This window comes from Shimia sp. R9_2 (assembly GCF_017743735.1).
Taxonomy (GTDB): domain Bacteria; phylum Pseudomonadota; class Alphaproteobacteria; order Rhodobacterales; family Rhodobacteraceae; genus Shimia.
The window spans coordinates 226295-241185 of the sequence record NZ_JAGHRO010000002.1; the positions used below are offsets into that span (position 1 = coordinate 226295).

At 60.0% G+C, this 14891-nt stretch carries 15 protein-coding genes; 6 read left to right on the plus strand and 9 right to left on the minus strand.

The features are described from left to right. Positions 1-2: 2 nt before the first annotated feature. The 3 genes from J7400_RS05665 to J7400_RS05675 are packed head-to-tail and all read right to left on the minus strand — an operon-like array spanning position 3 to position 3860. Positions 3-380 (minus strand): RNA-binding S4 domain-containing protein, encoded by a 378-nt coding sequence (locus J7400_RS05665; RefSeq protein WP_209060668.1) that lies wholly within the window; start codon positions 378-380, stop codon positions 3-5. Positions 381-383: 3 nt separating this feature from the next. After that, a complete protein-coding gene (locus J7400_RS05670) occupies positions 384-3260 on the minus strand; it encodes a helicase-related protein (RefSeq protein ID WP_209060671.1) in 2877 nt (958 codons plus the stop codon). Positions 3261-3299: 39 nt separating this feature from the next. Further along, positions 3300-3860 (minus strand): tetratricopeptide repeat protein, encoded by a 561-nt coding sequence (locus J7400_RS05675; protein ID WP_247738642.1) that lies wholly within the window; start codon positions 3858-3860, stop codon positions 3300-3302. A gap of 124 nt (positions 3861-3984) precedes the next feature. On the opposite strand from J7400_RS05675, the gene J7400_RS05680 reads away from it, so the two are divergent. From J7400_RS05680 to J7400_RS05690, 3 genes are all read left to right on the plus strand, one after another. Further along, positions 3985-4275, plus strand: coding sequence for an SCP2 sterol-binding domain-containing protein (locus tag J7400_RS05680; protein WP_209060674.1), 291 nt, complete (start codon positions 3985-3987; stop codon positions 4273-4275). Then, a complete protein-coding gene (locus J7400_RS05685; RefSeq protein WP_209060675.1) occupies positions 4275-5225 on the plus strand; it encodes an alpha/beta hydrolase in 951 nt (316 codons plus the stop codon). Before J7400_RS05680 ends, J7400_RS05685 begins: the two co-directional genes overlap by 1 nt. A gap of 189 nt (positions 5226-5414) precedes the next feature. Next, positions 5415-7232 carry a M3 family oligoendopeptidase gene (locus tag J7400_RS05690; protein WP_209060676.1) on the plus strand — a complete coding sequence of 606 codons (1818 nt, stop codon included), beginning with the start codon at positions 5415-5417 and terminating at the stop codon, positions 7230-7232. A gap of 139 nt (positions 7233-7371) precedes the next feature. Here J7400_RS05690 and J7400_RS05695 read toward each other — a convergent pair whose 3' ends face one another. From J7400_RS05695 to J7400_RS05710, 4 genes are all read right to left on the minus strand, one after another. Next, a complete protein-coding gene (locus J7400_RS05695; RefSeq protein ID WP_209060677.1) occupies positions 7372-7692 on the minus strand; it encodes a hypothetical protein in 321 nt (106 codons plus the stop codon). Between the two features lie 24 nt (positions 7693-7716). Further along, positions 7717-8178 carry a hypothetical protein gene (locus J7400_RS05700; RefSeq protein WP_209060678.1) on the minus strand — a complete coding sequence of 154 codons (462 nt, stop codon included), beginning with the start codon at positions 8176-8178 and terminating at the stop codon, positions 7717-7719. A gap of 103 nt (positions 8179-8281) precedes the next feature. Then, complete coding sequence (locus J7400_RS05705; protein WP_209062003.1) at positions 8282-8767, minus strand: NAD(P)H-dependent oxidoreductase; 486 nt, start codon at positions 8765-8767, stop codon at positions 8282-8284. 7 nt (positions 8768-8774) lie between these two features. Next, positions 8775-9044 (minus strand): DksA/TraR family C4-type zinc finger protein, encoded by a 270-nt coding sequence (locus tag J7400_RS05710; RefSeq protein WP_209060680.1) that lies wholly within the window; start codon positions 9042-9044, stop codon positions 8775-8777. 138 nt (positions 9045-9182) lie between these two features. Here J7400_RS05710 and J7400_RS05715 point away from each other — a divergent pair, with 138 nt between their 5' ends. Beyond that, entirely contained in the window at positions 9183-10370 is a 1188-nt protein-coding gene (locus J7400_RS05715; RefSeq protein ID WP_209060682.1) for a membrane dipeptidase, read from the plus strand. A 76-nt stretch (positions 10371-10446) separates the two neighbouring features. Here the strand turns inward: J7400_RS05715 and J7400_RS05720 are convergent, their stop codons facing one another. Together J7400_RS05720 and mazG are read right to left on the minus strand one after the other, a co-directional pair. After that, positions 10447-11460, minus strand: coding sequence for a Fe(3+) ABC transporter substrate-binding protein (locus tag J7400_RS05720; protein ID WP_209060686.1), 1014 nt, complete (start codon positions 11458-11460; stop codon positions 10447-10449). Between the two features lie 182 nt (positions 11461-11642). Beyond that, positions 11643-12473, minus strand: coding sequence for a nucleoside triphosphate pyrophosphohydrolase (mazG, locus tag J7400_RS05725; protein WP_209060688.1), 831 nt, complete (start codon positions 12471-12473; stop codon positions 11643-11645). Positions 12474-12536: 63 nt separating this feature from the next. Here mazG and J7400_RS05730 point away from each other — a divergent pair, with 63 nt between their 5' ends. Next, positions 12537-13697 carry a M20 aminoacylase family protein gene (locus J7400_RS05730; RefSeq protein ID WP_209060689.1) on the plus strand — a complete coding sequence of 387 codons (1161 nt, stop codon included), beginning with the start codon at positions 12537-12539 and terminating at the stop codon, positions 13695-13697. Between the two features lie 114 nt (positions 13698-13811). Next, complete coding sequence (gene speB / locus J7400_RS05735; protein ID WP_209060690.1) at positions 13812-14777, plus strand: agmatinase; 966 nt, start codon at positions 13812-13814, stop codon at positions 14775-14777. The last annotated feature ends 114 nt before the right edge of the window (positions 14778-14891 follow it).

The following is a 14891-nucleotide window of genomic DNA, read 5'->3' on the forward strand; positions in this document are numbered from 1 at the left end:
ACTTAATCTTCAAGGCGGGAAGATATCATAAGATCGAGATTGCGGCGATCCCTCTTGGTGGGACGCCCTTTTCCGTCTGAACCCGGTGCCTTTGGAACAGGTTTCTCTTCCGGGGTCAGATCATCGTATAATGTTTGCGCCTCAGGTGCCGGGCCACGCCGTTCTCCAAGCGCTGCCACCTTCACCACACGCACACGCCGCGCCTGTGGGAAGGTCAGCACGTCACCAACGCTCACCGCATGGCTCGCTTTGGCAACTTTCTGGCCGTTCACCCGCAGATGCCCGCCGGTGACAAGTTTGGCCGACAGGCTGCGGGTCTTAAAGAACCGCGCCTGCCAGAGCCATTTGTCGACCCGCAGTTTTGGGGACGGCCCGCTCACGCGTCAGTCCTTGGACTTCAGCCCCATAAGCGCTGCGGCAAAGGGGTTGTCCGGATCAATCGCCTTCTCTTTTTTGGGAGGACGGGATTGGAACTGTTTGGGGCCATTGTCGCGACGGGGGCCTTTGCCTTTTGGCTTGCCACCTTTGCCGCGCGGTTTGTCACCGCCCTGCGTGTCGTTGCGGCGCTTGTTGCCGCCTTGAGCGTTGCCACCGCGACGCTGACCACCACGGTTGCCACCCTGACGACCGGCCCAGGTGAAGGTGTAAAACACTTCCACCTCAGGCGCTTGTGCTTCCGCATCAGCGGCAGTCTCAGCGTCTTGCGCAGGCGCCTCTGCAGCCGCGGCTTCCGCTTCCGGCGCGTCCGCAACGGCCACTTCAGCGGCAGCCTCACCGGCTGCGTCTTCGGTAGGCGCTTCCGCATGTACCTCAGCGGCGGCTTCCTCTGCCGGTGCTTCGCTGGCGTCAGCTTCGGCTGCTGGCGCAGCTTCTGGCGCGGCCTTCACCTTTTCACGCTCGCCTTTCTCGGCAGCATAGCCCAGACCCTGCATAAGGTCGGCAAACTGCTCCAGCGTCATGCCGGTGATCGACAGCATGTCAGCCTTGGCTTCAAAGCCGCCACGGCTGTCTTCCGCGCGCAGCATATCTGCCAGACGCTCCAGCATATCGATACGGATCGCACGTTCACCAGCGGCGCGGTAGCCCGCCATGGCGTGATAGCCACGCGGCAGGCTGGTGCCCGATGGCACGGTCACGAGACCCGGAGGCGGTGCTTCGGGGAACTCCTGCAGGCCTTGCGCCAAGGACCACAGCACCAAACGCAGACGGGTTGGCGCAGGCTTCAGCAGCAGCGGCATGAAGATGGTGAACTGACCAAAGCGGATGCCGTGCTTGCGCAGCGCGCCACGGGCGTCCTGATCCAGCTCTTTGACTTCGGTGGCCACGTCACCGCGCGGGATGATGCCCAGCGCTTCGACCATGCGGAACGCAAAGCCACGGGCCAGACCTGTCAGCTCTTCGTCGCGGCTGAGGTTCAACAGCGGCTCAAACAGCGCGGCGATCTTGCGATCGATGAAGTGCTGCAGGCGGCGCTCAACCTTCTGAGCAACCTCGGCACCGGCCTCGTCATCCACAAACACGGAAATACCGGGCTTGAGCGGATCGTCACCGGCCACCAACTTACCGACAGCCTGTTCGCCCCACATGAGGCCACCCTGCTCGGTGAAGTCGATTTCCGTATCCGGCGCGTTGTAGAAGCGGTCCGCGCGCAGATGGAACTGCGGCGCGAGGGCTTGCAAGCTCGCCTGTTTCAGCGTCTTGGCTTCCTGCCCGCTGGCTTCTTTGTCCGCGATGAAACGGAACCCTTCAAGACGACCGACGAATTGTCCTTCGACGGTCACCTCACCCTTGTCATTCACTTCGGCCAAAAGGGCCTCCTTCTGCTTGAGCCGGCGCAAAAGCACTGACGTGCGCCGATCCACAAATCTCTGCGTCAAACGCTCGTGTAAAGCATCCGACAGGCGATCTTCTACCGCGCGCGTTTCGCCACGCCAATGATTTTCATCACTCACCCAGTTATTGCGCTGTGCGACATAAGTCCACGTCCGTATAAACGCCAATCGTTTTGACAGCGCGTCAATGTCGCCATCGGTGCGATCAAGCCGTTTGACCTGTCGCGCCATCCAGTCATCCGGCACCCGCCCGCTCTCATGCAGGAAGCCGAAGATTCGCTCGATCATCTGAGCGTGTTCGGCGTGGCTGATGCCGCGGAAATCCGGAATGCGGCAAACGTCCCACAGCAGGCGCACGGATTTGCCGTCGCTGGCGCGGGCCTGAATTTCGGCCTCCGCGGCCACGGTTTTGAGCGCGCGGAGATCATCGGCCTCCCGCGCTTTCATCAAAAGCGGATCATCTGGTGCCTCTTCGAGCGAGCGGATCAGCGCGTCCACCTTGCCAAACTCCAGCCGCGCGTTGCGCCAGTTGAGTTTCTGCACAGGGGTGAAGCGGTGATCCATGATCGCCTCAGCCACGCCTTCGTCCAGAGGTGGCGCTTCGCCGGTCACCCCAAAGGTGCCGTGGCTCATGCCCCGCCCTGCCCGTCCGGCAATCTGCGCAAGCTCGTTTGGCGCCAAAGGGCGCATCCGGCGGCCGTCAAATTTGGTGGTGGAGGCAAAGGCCACATGGTCGATATCGAGATTGAGGCCCATACCAATCGCATCGGTCGCCACCAGATAATCCACATCACCGTTCTGATAGAGCGCCACCTGCGCGTTGCGCGTGCGCGGGCTGAGCGCGCCCATCACCACAGCCGCCCCGCCTTTCTGACGGCGGATCAGCTCGGCAATGGCATAGACGCTATCTACGGAAAACCCGACAATCGCGGAGCGCGGCTGCATCCGGCTGATCTTGCGGCTGCCGGAATAACTGAGCGTGGACATGCGCTCACGGCGCTTGAACTGCGCCTCAGGCACCAGCTCCGCGATGGTGCTGCGCATGGTGTCGCTGCCCAGAAACAGGGTTTCCTGCGTGCCGCGCATCCTGAGCAGCCGGTCCGTGAAGACATGCCCCCGCTCCGGATCGGCGCAGAGCTGGATTTCGTCGATCGCAACAAAATCCGCACCAAGACCTTCCGGCATCGCCTCAACCGTGGCCACCCAATATTGGGCGCGCGGCGGCACGATCCGCTCTTCGCCGGTGACCAGCGCCACCACAGAGGGCCCGCGCGCAGCCACGATCCGGTCATAGACCTCCCGTGCCAGCAGGCGCAGAGGCAAGCCGATCACGCCTGTGCGATAGCCCAACATGCGCTCGATCGCATAATGCGTCTTGCCCGTGTTGGTGGGACCCAACACTGCGGTGATCCGCCGATCTGCGGCCATATCTTTGCCTAGCTCTTGGTCGTGGTCGTCTGATCTTGCTTAGAGCGATTTGCCGCGCACCTGCGGCTCGAGTCGCTCTAAGGCCTCTGTTAGGCCTGCCTGATGGGGATGTATAGCCTTGACCTGCAGATAGGCTTCATAGGCGTCTTCCGGCTTGCCCATCTGATCCAGCATCACCGCGAGCCCCATGATCGCATCAAAATGCTGCGGGTTCAGCGCCAGAACATGCTCCAGATCGCTGATCGCAGGCCCGTAAAGATCCAGCGCATAGAAGGTGCGCGCGCGCTCGGCCCAGCCTTGGGCGAATTCCGGCGCATGATCTGTCAGCGCTGTGGCATGGGCCAGAGCCGCCTGCAGATCCTCAACCTCGATGGCTTTGCGGGTGCGGCGCAAAAGATAATCGGCACTGGCAGAACCCGAGGCATCCCAGATGTGGCGGATCTGTCCCGCCAGACGATCTGCCTCGCCGGGATCAGCATCGGCCAAGGCAGCCAGCAGAGCGCCCACATCCTGCGTGTCCGCCGCCTGTTCGGCTGCGCTTTCAGCCGCGTCCTGCGCCTGTGCCGGTCCTGCGGCAATCACGGGTTGCAAAATCCCCATTGCGATAGGAATTGCCGCGACGATAAGTTTGAGACGACTCGGTAAGTTGACCATAACGTAAATTATTGTAGCCCTTGCACATGTGATTCCCAAGATGTGCACAACAAAGTGAAGGATCAAGCAGATGAGCGATATCGTAACTGCCGCAGTGACCGCCCTGACCGAAAAACTCGGCGGTGAGAGCTTTGACGGCTCCGCCAAATTTGCCATCGAAGGCGAAGGCGCCATCATCATCGACGCAGACGGCGTGCGCGCAGGCGACGAAGACGCTGATGTGACCATGACCGCGGATGTGGAAACATTCCAGGCCATCCTGGAAGGTGAGTTGAACCCAACCGCCGCTTTCATGTCCGGCAAGCTGGCGATTGACGGCGACATGGGTGCCGCCATGAAGTTGGGCGGCGTTCTGTCCTGATGAGTTTGCAGCGCGCCCCATTTTATCATGACGTAGCCGACGGCCCTGAGGCAGATGCCTATTGGGTCAAGGCAGAAGACGGGGTGCGCCTGCGCTTTGCCCATTGGCAGCGCGAAGCGGCCGCTGGCCCGACCAAAGGCACGGTGCTGCTGTTTCCGGGCCGCACCGAATATGTGGAAAAATATGGCCGCGCGGCCGCCGATTTTGGCGCGCGCGGTTATGAAATGATCGCCATTGACTGGCGCGGTCAGGGTCTGGCCGATCGCCTGATCAAAAATCCGATCGCCGGATACGTTGGCCACTTTGATGATTTTCAGCGCGATGTCGCCGCCGTGATGGCAGCTGTCGAGGCGCTGGAACTTCCCAAACCCTACCATCTGGTCGGCCACTCCATGGGTGGCTGCATCGGGCTGCGCGCGATCTATGACGGCTTGCCGGTGAGGTCCGCGGTCTTCTCTGGGCCGATGTGGGGCATTCATCTTTCCCCCACCATGCGCCCAACCGCCTGGGTCACCAGCGCGCTTTCCAAAGTCTTTGGCTTTGACCAGATGATTTCACCGGGCACCAGCGACACAACCTATGTGCTGGATCAGGATTTTGACGGCAACGCCCTGACCAAAGACGCGGGCATGTACGCCTATATGCAGCGCCAGATGACGGATCATCCTGATCTCTCCCTGGCCGGCCCCAGCCTGCGCTGGGTCTATGAGGCGCTGATGGAATGCCGCAAGCTTGAGAAAAAAGCCTCTCCTGACACGCCCTGCCTCACCTTCCTTGGAGCGGATGAACAGATCGTGGACACCAGCGCCATTCACGACCGCATGCGCCGCTGGCCCAACGGCACGCTGGATATCGTGCCTGCCGGAGAACACGAGGTGTTGATGGAAGTGCCGGAAAGCCGCAATCGCATCTTTGATGACTGCGCCGCCTTCTTTGCCGAACACAGCTGAGCGCCAACCAGCCTTTTCTCATTCGCAAAATATCCCGGGGTGAATGGCACAGCTCGCTGTGGCAGAGGGGCTGCCCCCACTCTCTTTGCAGGCGTCGTAAACACACGTCCATCGCTGCTGCCCCTTGAACCTCCCCCGCCGCTCTGCCTATCTGAGCGACAACAGTTATTCACAACACAGGGTGCTTTCATGCTGAACCTTCCGTTTCCCGTCCGCGATGCCAATGCGTCTTCTGGCACGCAAGAATTCGGCGATCTGCCCGAATGGGATCTGAGCGATCTTTACGCGGGGGACGACGCGCCGGAGCTGATCGCGGATCTGGAATGGCTTGAGGGCGAATGTGCCGCCTTTGCCGCCGATTATGAGGGCAAGCTTGCCGGGCTTTCTGCGGCTGACCTGCTCACCTGTGTGCAGCGCAACGAGAAGATCTCCCAAATCTCCGGCCGCATCATGTCTTACGCCGGTCTGCGCTACTATCAGCTGACCACCGATGCAGAACGGGCGCAGTTCATGGCGAATATGCAGGAGAAGCTGACCAATTTCTCCACCCCGCTGGTGTTCTTTACGCTGGAACTGAACCGCATCGAAGATGACACCCTGGCCGCAGCCTTTGCAGAAAACGAAGAGCTGGAGCGCTATGAGCCGGTCTTCCGCCGCATTCGCGCAATGAAGCCGCACCAGCTCTCTGATGAACTGGAGAAATTCCTGCACGATCTGGGGGTCGTGGGCGACGCCTGGGAGCGCCTGTTTGACGAAACAATTGCCGGTCTGACCTTTGACGTGCTTGGTGAAGAGTACAACATCGAAGGCACGCTGAACTGCCTGACCGATCCGGATCGCGAAAAGCGGGAAGCCGCCGCCCATGAGCTGGCGCGGGTTTTCAACGACAACATCAAGATCTTCTCCCGCGTGCACAACACCGCCGCCAAGGAAAAAGAAGTGCTCGACCGTTGGCGCAATATGCCAAGCGCGCAGACCGGCCGCCACCTCTCCAACGATGTGGAACCCGAGGTGGTTGAAGCGCTGCGCGATGCGGTTGTGGCCGCCTACCCCAAGCTCAGCCACCGCTATTACGAGCTGAAGCGCAAATGGCTGGGTCTGGACCGCATGCAGGTCTGGGACCGCAACGCACCGCTGCCGATGGAAGATCCCTCCACCGTGGATTGGGCCACCGCACAGAAAACCGTGATGGATGCCTATAACGCTTTTGATCCGCGCATGGGCGAGATTGCAGAGCCGTTCTTCACCAAAGGTTGGATTGATGCGGGCGTGAAGCCGGGCAAGGCACCGGGCGCTTTCGCGCATCCCACCGTAACCAGTGTCCACCCATACGTGATGCTGAACTACCTCGGCAAACCGCGCGACGTGATGACACTGGCGCATGAGCTGGGCCATGGCGTGCACCAGGTGCTGGCAGCGGAACAGGGCGAGATGCTCTCCTCCACCCCGCTGACACTGGCGGAAACTGCTTCTGTCTTTGGCGAAATGCTGACCTTCCGCGCGATGCTGGACAAGGCCGAAACCCAGGAGCAGCGCAAGATCCTGCTGGCGGGCAAGGTTGAGGACATGATCAACACGGTTGTGCGCCAGATTGCCTTCTATGACTTTGAATGCAAACTGCACGCCGCACGCCGTGAAAGTGAGCTGACCCCGGAAGACATCAACGCGATCTGGATGTCGGTGCAGGCGGAAAGCCTCGGCGAAGCCTTCGACTTCATGGAAGGCTATGAGACCTTCTGGGCCTATATCCCGCATTTTGTGCACTCGCCCTTCTATGTCTACGCCTACGCCTTTGGTGACGGCCTCGTAAACGCGCTCTATGCGGTTTACGCAGAAGGGGACGAAGGCTTTGAGGACAAGTATTTTGACATGCTCAAGGCAGGTGGCTCCAAACACCACAAAGAGCTGCTGGCACCTTTCGGTCTGGATGCCTCTGATCCTAAGTTCTGGGACAAGGGCCTGTCGATGATTTCATCCATGATCGACGAGCTGGAAGCGATGGAGTGAGAAGCGGTCCGGGGCTTTGCCCCGGCATTCGCTCCAGTGGAGCGAATGTGTTGCGAACGGGCGGAGCCCCAAACCCACCCGAGGCGCAGCCCTAAAGCGCGCTGAGAAACCGGAGCCCCCGCTCCGGTTTTTTTTCGTTTCAGACCGCCGCCAAAATCGTGCTGACAATCAGGTCTTTCATGCTGTTCATCAGGTGTTTGACCCGCGCCCGCGCGATGCCTTTGGCGGAGATGGCCAAGAGCTCTGCGTTGTCGGCTTTCATCTTCATCAGGAACTTCAGCTCAAACTCGGAGAGCTTCCCTTCCGCAAAGAGTTTTGCATAGCGGCGGATGTCTTCCTCGGACTCTTTCACAAAGGCTTTCAAATCCCGCTCCGCCTCATTGGCAAAGGTCTTGGCCGCGTTTTTGACCAGGTCCGCCAATCCGTCCTGGATCGCGTCTAATATCGCGTCTGTGTCCATGATCTCTCTCCTTGCCCGCGGGCGTTACTGTTCGATATCAGCACAAGCGGTGGCTTGGCCTTTGTTCGCTTCCAAACAGATCAGGCGATCGAAGCTGAAGGTGATGTTCTTTTTGAACTCATTGATGAATGCACTGTCTGCACTCACGCCGCCGGGGAACTCTGTGCGCCAAGCGGTGAGAAAACCGCCCACCAGATTGCCATCAGGATCGCGCAATTTATCCCAGATATCAGCGGCTTCTTCGTTGTTCTCAATGCCGTTGGCAAACTCATACGCCACGTCCATATCCAGCAACAACGCCTCAGCGGCCGCCCGATTGGCGCTGTAGCTGCCGTTGGCTTTGCTCACCAGTTTGAGCGTTTTGGCCTTGGCCTCGGTGGCGTAGGTGTAGGCTTGCAGCGAATAATCAGCGTAGTTGGTGCAAGCGGCGAGAAGTAAGGCAAGCGCAAAGAGCGCGGCCTTTTTGGGGAAATACAACAGAAACATACCCAAAATCCCATAAACAAATAAGCGGTATGGTACACTGCCGCGCGCGTTTCACCAAATTAGCATCAGCAAAGCGATGCCGAGCCGCAAGCGGTCGTGTGGCTCAGAACACGCCAAGCGCCAGTCCGGCAGAAAGCGCGGCGCCAAGGTCACCGCAGGGGGCCAGCTCCGTTTCAGAGAGGGTTTTCTCCGCCATTATCGCCTCTGGCGTCTGCGCATGGGTGCAGACAATCAGCGCGGGCTGCACCTCCTTGAGCCGCCAGCCCGTGGCAATGCGTGCCAGTTGCCGCGCGGCACCTGCGCCGTCTGATCCGGCACAAATCATCTGCGCATAAGGCCGCCCCTCGACCTGCCCCAGAACTGGGTAGTAGCAGCGATCAAAGAACTCTTTCATCGCGCCTGAAAGCGTTGCGAGGTTTTCCGGCGCGCAAAAAAGATAGCCTGTTGCGGTCAACAGATCTTCCGGATGGGCGTCTTCTGCCCGCAGCAAGCGCGCTGCGCCCTCCGCCTGCGCGGCGGCAAAGGCCGCTTCGGCCATCAGACGACTGCCTCCGGTGCGGGAGTGGTAAACAATCAGCAAGCTCATCAGAGGGGTCTCACTTCAACTGGCTGTCCTTGGAGCCACGCCGGTTGATGCCGCCACGGGCTTGATAGGCGCTATCGCGCTCCTGCTGACATTCAATACAGAGCTTTACGCCGGGCCGCGCAAGGCGGCGTGCTTCGGGGATTTCCTCCTCGCATTCCGCACAGAACCTGAGGCTCTCACCCACCGGCTGACGCTGCGCCTGAAGACGGGCCAGCTCATCGTTGATGCTGGCCTCGATCTGTTCGCTCACCGCGCCATCTTTTGCCCAACCACCAGCCATGTGATCCTCCTTTGCCCATCCCCCAATCTAAGCACACCACCGGCAAGGAGCAACGCCCCGCCCCGACGTAAAGCTTTGAGACTGCCCCCTTTCCAGCCTAGGCTCTGCACAAGACAAGGGTGCATCGGGGGAGAACATATGCGCACATTTGGCAAATGGTTGGGCAGGCTGCTTTTGACTTTGGCTGTGGCGGTAGCTGCGTTTCTGATCGTGGCACCGGGGCATGTGGAAAGATCCCGCAACGCGATCACCAGCGAGGGTGGCTTTCCGGTCAGCGATGTAGCGCGCAGATTGCACGGTGATCTCTTCATTGGCGACTGGCATGCTGACACGCTGCTTTGGAAACGCGATGTTCTGGACCGCGCGGATCGCGGCCATGTGGACCTGCCCCGCCTGATTGAGGGCAATGTGGCGCTGCAGGTGTTCACCGCCGTGACCAAATCTCCGGCCGGACAGAACTATGAAGAGAACTCAGCAGATGCGCGCGACAACATCACCCTGTTGGCGGTTGGACAACTCTGGCCTGCGCGCACCTGGGATTCTATCTTTGAGCGCGCGGTCTATCAGGCGGAGCGCCTGCAAAAGGCCGAGGCAGACTCCGGCGGGCAATTGCGCATTCTGCGCAGCAGCGCCGACATCGACGCGCTGCTTGCGGACCGCGACGCGGGGCAGACCGTTGTTGGCGGTATGCTGGGCATCGAAGGGGCGCACCCTTTGGAGGGCGACATCGCCAACCTGCAAAGACTGCAGGACGAAGGCTACCGCGTGATTGGTCTGCAGCACTTCTTTGACAACGCGCTGGGTGGCTCCCTGCACGGGATTGGCAACAAAGGGCTGACCGACTTTGGCCGCGAGGTGGTCAGCGCCATCACAGAGCGCAATCTGGTGCTTGATCTCGCCCACTCCAGCCCGAAGGTGGCAGAAGAGGTCATCGCGTTGACCGACATTCCCCTGATCGTCAGCCACACCGGTATCTACGGAAATTGCCCCGTGAAACGGAACTACGAAGACGCGCTGATGCAGGCGATCGTGGCCAATGGCGCAGCAGATGGCGGCGGCGTTGTGGGGATCGGCTACTGGGCAGATGTGACCTGCGATGACAGCCCTGCCGGGGTGGCCAAAACCGTGAAAGCGGCGGTGGACCTGCTTGGGGAAGACCACGTGTCGCTGGGCTCCGATTATGACGGCTCGGTCGCCACAGCCTTTGACACATCCCAGCTCGTCGCGCTGACCCACGCGCTGATTGAGGTAGGTCTGAGCGAAGCGCAAATCCGCAAGGTTATGGGAGAGAATATGCTGCGGGTGCTCAAGGCACGGTTGGGCTGATAGAGGCTGTAGCGCAACAAAAAAGGGCGGCCTCTCGGGGCCGCCCTTTGGCATTCTATCGCGCTATCGCGTGGCCTCAGCCGTCAAAATCGACTTCTTCAACCAGCTTGAGCGCCTCGGCGCGGTGACCGGCGAGGGTCATCAGGTTCACATCGTCAGCCGTGAATTCGCCCCAGCTCTGCACCAATGGGTCCGCTTCCATGCCCGGTGCAATCGGGTATTCGAAGTTGGCGGAGGCATAGACTTCCTGTGCTTTGGAGCCGGTCAGGAATTCCATCATCTTGATGGCGTTTTCCTTGTTGGGCGCAGCTTTGGTCAGCGCAATGCCGGAGATGTTCACGTGGGTGCCGCCGTCTTCAAAGGTCGGGAAGACGATGTTCACGCTGTCGGCCCAAGCCTGCTGCTCTGTGTCTTTGAGCATTTTGCCCATGTAGTAGGTGTTGCCCACAGCGAGGTCACATTCGCCGGCCCAGATCGCCTTGACCTGCGCGCGGTCGTTGCCCTGCGGCTTGCGCGCGAGGTTGTTTTTCACGCCTTCCAGCCAGGTTTTGGCTTCGGCTTCGCCGTGATGCTCGATCACAGCGGAGGTCAGAGCGACGTTATAGGCATGGGTGCCGGAACGGGTGCAGATGCGGCCTTCCCATTTCGGGTCTGCGAGATCCTCATAGGTGGTGACTTCGCCCTCTGCGACGCGGTCTTTGGAAGCGTAGACAATCCGTGCGCGGGTGGTCAGGCCAAACCAGTGGCCTTCCGGATCACGGTAAGCTTCCGGCACATTGGCGGCGATCACATCGCTGATCACAGGCTGGGTTACACCGGCCTCAACCACCGCGTTCAGGCGGGAGATATCAACGGTCAGCACCAGATCGGCAGGGGAGCGATCCCCCTCTGCCTGCAGACGCTCCACCATGCCTTTTTTGAGGTAGGCCACATTCACCTTGATGCCGGTTTCTTCGGTAAAGGCATCGGTCAGCGGCTTGATCAGCTCTGGCTGACGGTAGGAGTAGACGTTGACTTCATCAGCCATCGCCGGCGCAGCCACGGCCGCTGCGGCAAAAGCAAAAATGGAGGTGGAAAGCGCTTTGGTCATGTCATCCCTCACGGTGTCATGGTTTCGATGGGCTGCGTTAAATTTGAGTTTTTCAGTCAGGTCAATACCTGAACAAATTATTCAGGTTTGATATTTGCGTGAACGGAGGCGTCGCAGCGCCAAATCCTGCGCCCCTGTTTGGCGCAGGTTTCAGGGGCAAGTCGCCCGCTCAGACGCGGGTTTTACCCCTGCCCTTTGGCCGCTTTCTCTTCGGCCTTGACCGCATCCCAGAGCGCATCCATCTCGGCCAGATCGCTCTGCTCCGGACGTTTGCCTTGGGCCGCGAGCTTGGCCTCAACCCCTTCAAAACGCCGCACAAATTTGGCGTTTGTGGCGCGCAGGGCGGCTTCGGGATCAATCTTGAGATGCCGCGCGAGATTGGCCATCACAAAGAGAAGGTCGCCAAACTCCTCCTCAATCTCATCTTGGGTCAACCGGTCACGTGCCTCGGCAAGCTCACCGGCCTCTTCCACAATCTTATCAACCACTTGCTCGGTATCCGGCCAGTCAAATCCCACACGTGCGGCGCGTTTTTGCAGCTTCACGGCGCGCAGCAAGGCAGGCAGGCCCAGAGCCACACCATCCAGCGTGCCCTCCTGCGCCTTCCCGGCACGCTCCGCGGCCTTCACGGTCTCCCAATCGCGGGTCTGCTGCTCGGCGGATTTGTCGCGGCTTTCATCGCCAAAGACATGCGGATGCCGCGCGACCATCTTGTCAGACATGGTGTCTGCCACCTGATCAAAGGTGAAAAGCCCCTTCTCAGCCGCCATCTGGGCGTGAAACACCGATTGAAACAGCAGATCGCCCAACTCGCCTTTCAGCTCATCCCAGGCCTCACGCTCAATCGCATCGGCCACCTCATAGGCCTCCTCAATGGTGTAAGGCGCGATGGTGGCGAAATCCTGCTCGATATCCCAAGGGCAGCCATGGTCCGGATCCCGCAAACGGCGCATAATCTCCAAAAGGCGCGGCATGCCGCCATTGGGATCAAGGATAAGGGGGTCTTCGGCCATTGCGCTACGCTCCAGTCTTTGGTTTGGAGGCATCTGAGCGAATTGATGGAGGGGAGTCCAGACATGCCAATCGTGAATCGCATCGCAGATTACGCGGAAGAGATGAAAACATGGCGGCGTCACCTGCACGCCCACCCGGAGTTGGAATTTGACTGCGTGGAAACGGCGGCATTTGTGGTGGAGCGTCTGAAAGAATTTGGCGTGGATGAAATCCACGAAGGCATCGCCAAAACCGGCGTGGTCGCGATCATCAATGGTGAGGGCAACGGAGAAACCATTGGTCTGCGCGCGGATATGGACGCCTTGCCCATGGATGAAATCACCGGGGCGGACTACGCCAGCAAGGTCGCAGGCAAAATGCACGCCTGTGGTCATGACGGGCACACCACCATGCTGCTCGGGGCGGCCAAATACCTTGCCGAGACCCGCAATTTCTCCGGCCGTGTGGCATTGATCTTCCAACCAGCCGAAGAAGAAGGCGGCGGCGGCAATATCATGGTGCAGGAAGGCGTGATGGAACGCTTTGAAGTCAAAGAGGTCTATGCGCTGCACAATGTGCCGGGCCAGCCTCTGGGCAGCTTTCATACCACGCCGGGGCCGATCATGGCGGCAGTGGATACCTTCACCATCCACATTCAGGGCAAGGGCGGCCATGGGGCCTACCCGCAGGACACGGTTGATCCGGTGGTGGCTGCAGTGGCCATGGTCAATGCGATCCAGACCATTGTCAGCCGCAACCATGACACCCGTCAGCAGGCGGTGGTCTCGGTGACGCAGATCCATGCAGGCAGCGCCAACAATGTGATCCCCGATGGCGGCTTCATCAATGGCACCATCCGCACCTTTGACAAGGATGTGCAGGCGATGATCCACCGCCGCCTTGAGGAGATTTCAAAAGGCACCGCAGCCGCTTACGGGCTGGACGCGACGCTGGAGCTGGATGTGGATTACCCAGCCACCATCAACCACCCCAAGCAGACCCATTTTGCCGCTGACGTCGCCCGCGAGATCGCCGGGGAGGCCAATGTGGATGCTGAGCAGTGGATGGAAATGGGTGCGGAAGATTTCTCCTACATGCTGGAAGCGCGCCCCGGGGCTTATCTCTTCCTTGGTGCGGGCGAAGGCGCCGGGTTGCACCACCCGGCCTTTGACTTCAACGACGAGATCAGCCCGATTGGCGCGTCTTTCTTTGCCAAGCTCGTGGAAACGGCACAGCCACGCTGATCCACCCCAGATTTTAGGCAGCAGCCTCACAACAAGCCCTTCCGCAATCGGGAGGGCTTGACCTTTTTGTGTCTACAGACGAAATTTGATCAAATTTTCAGATGAGGACTCCCCATGGCGCTCGAAGATGCCAAAACCCAGGTCGACAATGCCTTCACGCGCAAAGCGCCGCACGGATTGAGCTTTGAAAACACCTTTGGGGGGGCCACGTCCTTTCTGCGCCGCCGCTACTCCAAAGATCTGACAGGCGTGGACATCGCAGTGACGGGCGTGCCGTTTGACATGGCGGTGACCAACCGCCCCGGCACCCGCCTTGGCCCACGCGCCATCCGCGAAGCCAGCGCCATTCAGGCCTTTGATCCGCCTTACGGCTGGGGCTATGATCCGATGACCGAACTCAGCATCGTGGATTATGGTGATCTGGCTTTTGACTATGCGCGGGTGATGGAGTTCCCCGACGCGCTGACCAGCCACATCCGCAGCATTCTGGAGACCGACACCGCCAGCATTGCGCTGGGGGGGGACCACTACATCACCTACCCGATCCTGAAGGCCTATGCCGAAAAGTTCGGCCCCATGAGCCTTTTGCAATTTGACGCCCACACAGACACTTGGGCCGATGATGAGCCGAACCGGATCGACCATGGCACCATGCTTTACAAAGCGGTGAAAGACGGGCTTGTGGACCCATCGCGCTCGGTTCAGGTGGGGATCCGCACCGAGAACCCTGACACGCTTGGCTTCAACATCATTGATGCGCGCGAAGTGCATGTGAGTGGCCCTGTGGCGGTGGCAGAAAAGATCAAAGGCATTCTGGGCGATCACCCGACCTATCTGACCTTTGACATCGACGGGCTTGATCCGGCCTTTGCGCCCGGCACCGGCACCCCGGTTTGGGGTGGTCTCTCCAGCGGTCAGGCCAGCATCATCCTGCGTGATATTGCTGGCATCAATATGGTGGGTGGCGATGTGGTTGAGGTGTCCCCGCCGTTTGACACCACCGGCGCAACCGCCGTGGCAGGGGCCCATGTGGCGCTCGAGCTGATCTGTCTGTGGGGGTGGACGCTGCGGAAAGCTTGACGCGCCCCGCATCTGCTTTGATCCTGATCCACAACAGAGGCGGCAGCGTATCATGAAGGATGCGGGCGAAGACCTTGCCCGCAAACAAAAAACCGCATCTCACAGGAGACCGAC

Excerpts from the sequence above, each read along its gene's own strand:
- J7400_RS05680 (WP_209060674.1), top strand. The coding sequence starts at position 3,985 with ATGAGCGATATCGTAACTGCCGCAGTGACCGCCCTGACCGAAAAACTC.
- J7400_RS05720 (WP_209060686.1), bottom strand. The coding sequence starts at position 11,460 with ATGACCAAAGCGCTTTCCACCTCCATTTTTGCTTTTGCCGCAGCGGCC.
- J7400_RS05695 (WP_209060677.1), bottom strand. The coding sequence starts at position 7,692 with ATGGACACAGACGCGATATTAGACGCGATCCAGGACGGATTGGCGGAC.
- mazG (WP_209060688.1), bottom strand. The coding sequence starts at position 12,473 with ATGGCCGAAGACCCCCTTATCCTTGATCCCAATGGCGGCATGCCGCGC.
- J7400_RS05715 (WP_209060682.1), top strand. The coding sequence starts at position 9,183 with ATGCGCACATTTGGCAAATGGTTGGGCAGGCTGCTTTTGACTTTGGCT.
- J7400_RS05730 (WP_209060689.1), top strand. The coding sequence starts at position 12,537 with ATGCCAATCGTGAATCGCATCGCAGATTACGCGGAAGAGATGAAAACA.
- speB (WP_209060690.1), top strand. The coding sequence starts at position 13,812 with ATGGCGCTCGAAGATGCCAAAACCCAGGTCGACAATGCCTTCACGCGC.
- J7400_RS05710 (WP_209060680.1), bottom strand. The coding sequence starts at position 9,044 with ATGGCTGGTGGTTGGGCAAAAGATGGCGCGGTGAGCGAACAGATCGAG.
- J7400_RS05670 (WP_209060671.1), bottom strand. The coding sequence starts at position 3,260 with ATGGCCGCAGATCGGCGGATCACCGCAGTGTTGGGTCCCACCAACACG.
- J7400_RS05685 (WP_209060675.1), top strand. The coding sequence starts at position 4,275 with ATGAGTTTGCAGCGCGCCCCATTTTATCATGACGTAGCCGACGGCCCT.
- J7400_RS05675 (WP_247738642.1), bottom strand. The coding sequence starts at position 3,860 with ATGGGGATTTTGCAACCCGTGATTGCCGCAGGACCGGCACAGGCGCAG.
- J7400_RS05700 (WP_209060678.1), bottom strand. The coding sequence starts at position 8,178 with ATGTTTCTGTTGTATTTCCCCAAAAAGGCCGCGCTCTTTGCGCTTGCC.
- J7400_RS05690 (WP_209060676.1), top strand. The coding sequence starts at position 5,415 with ATGCTGAACCTTCCGTTTCCCGTCCGCGATGCCAATGCGTCTTCTGGC.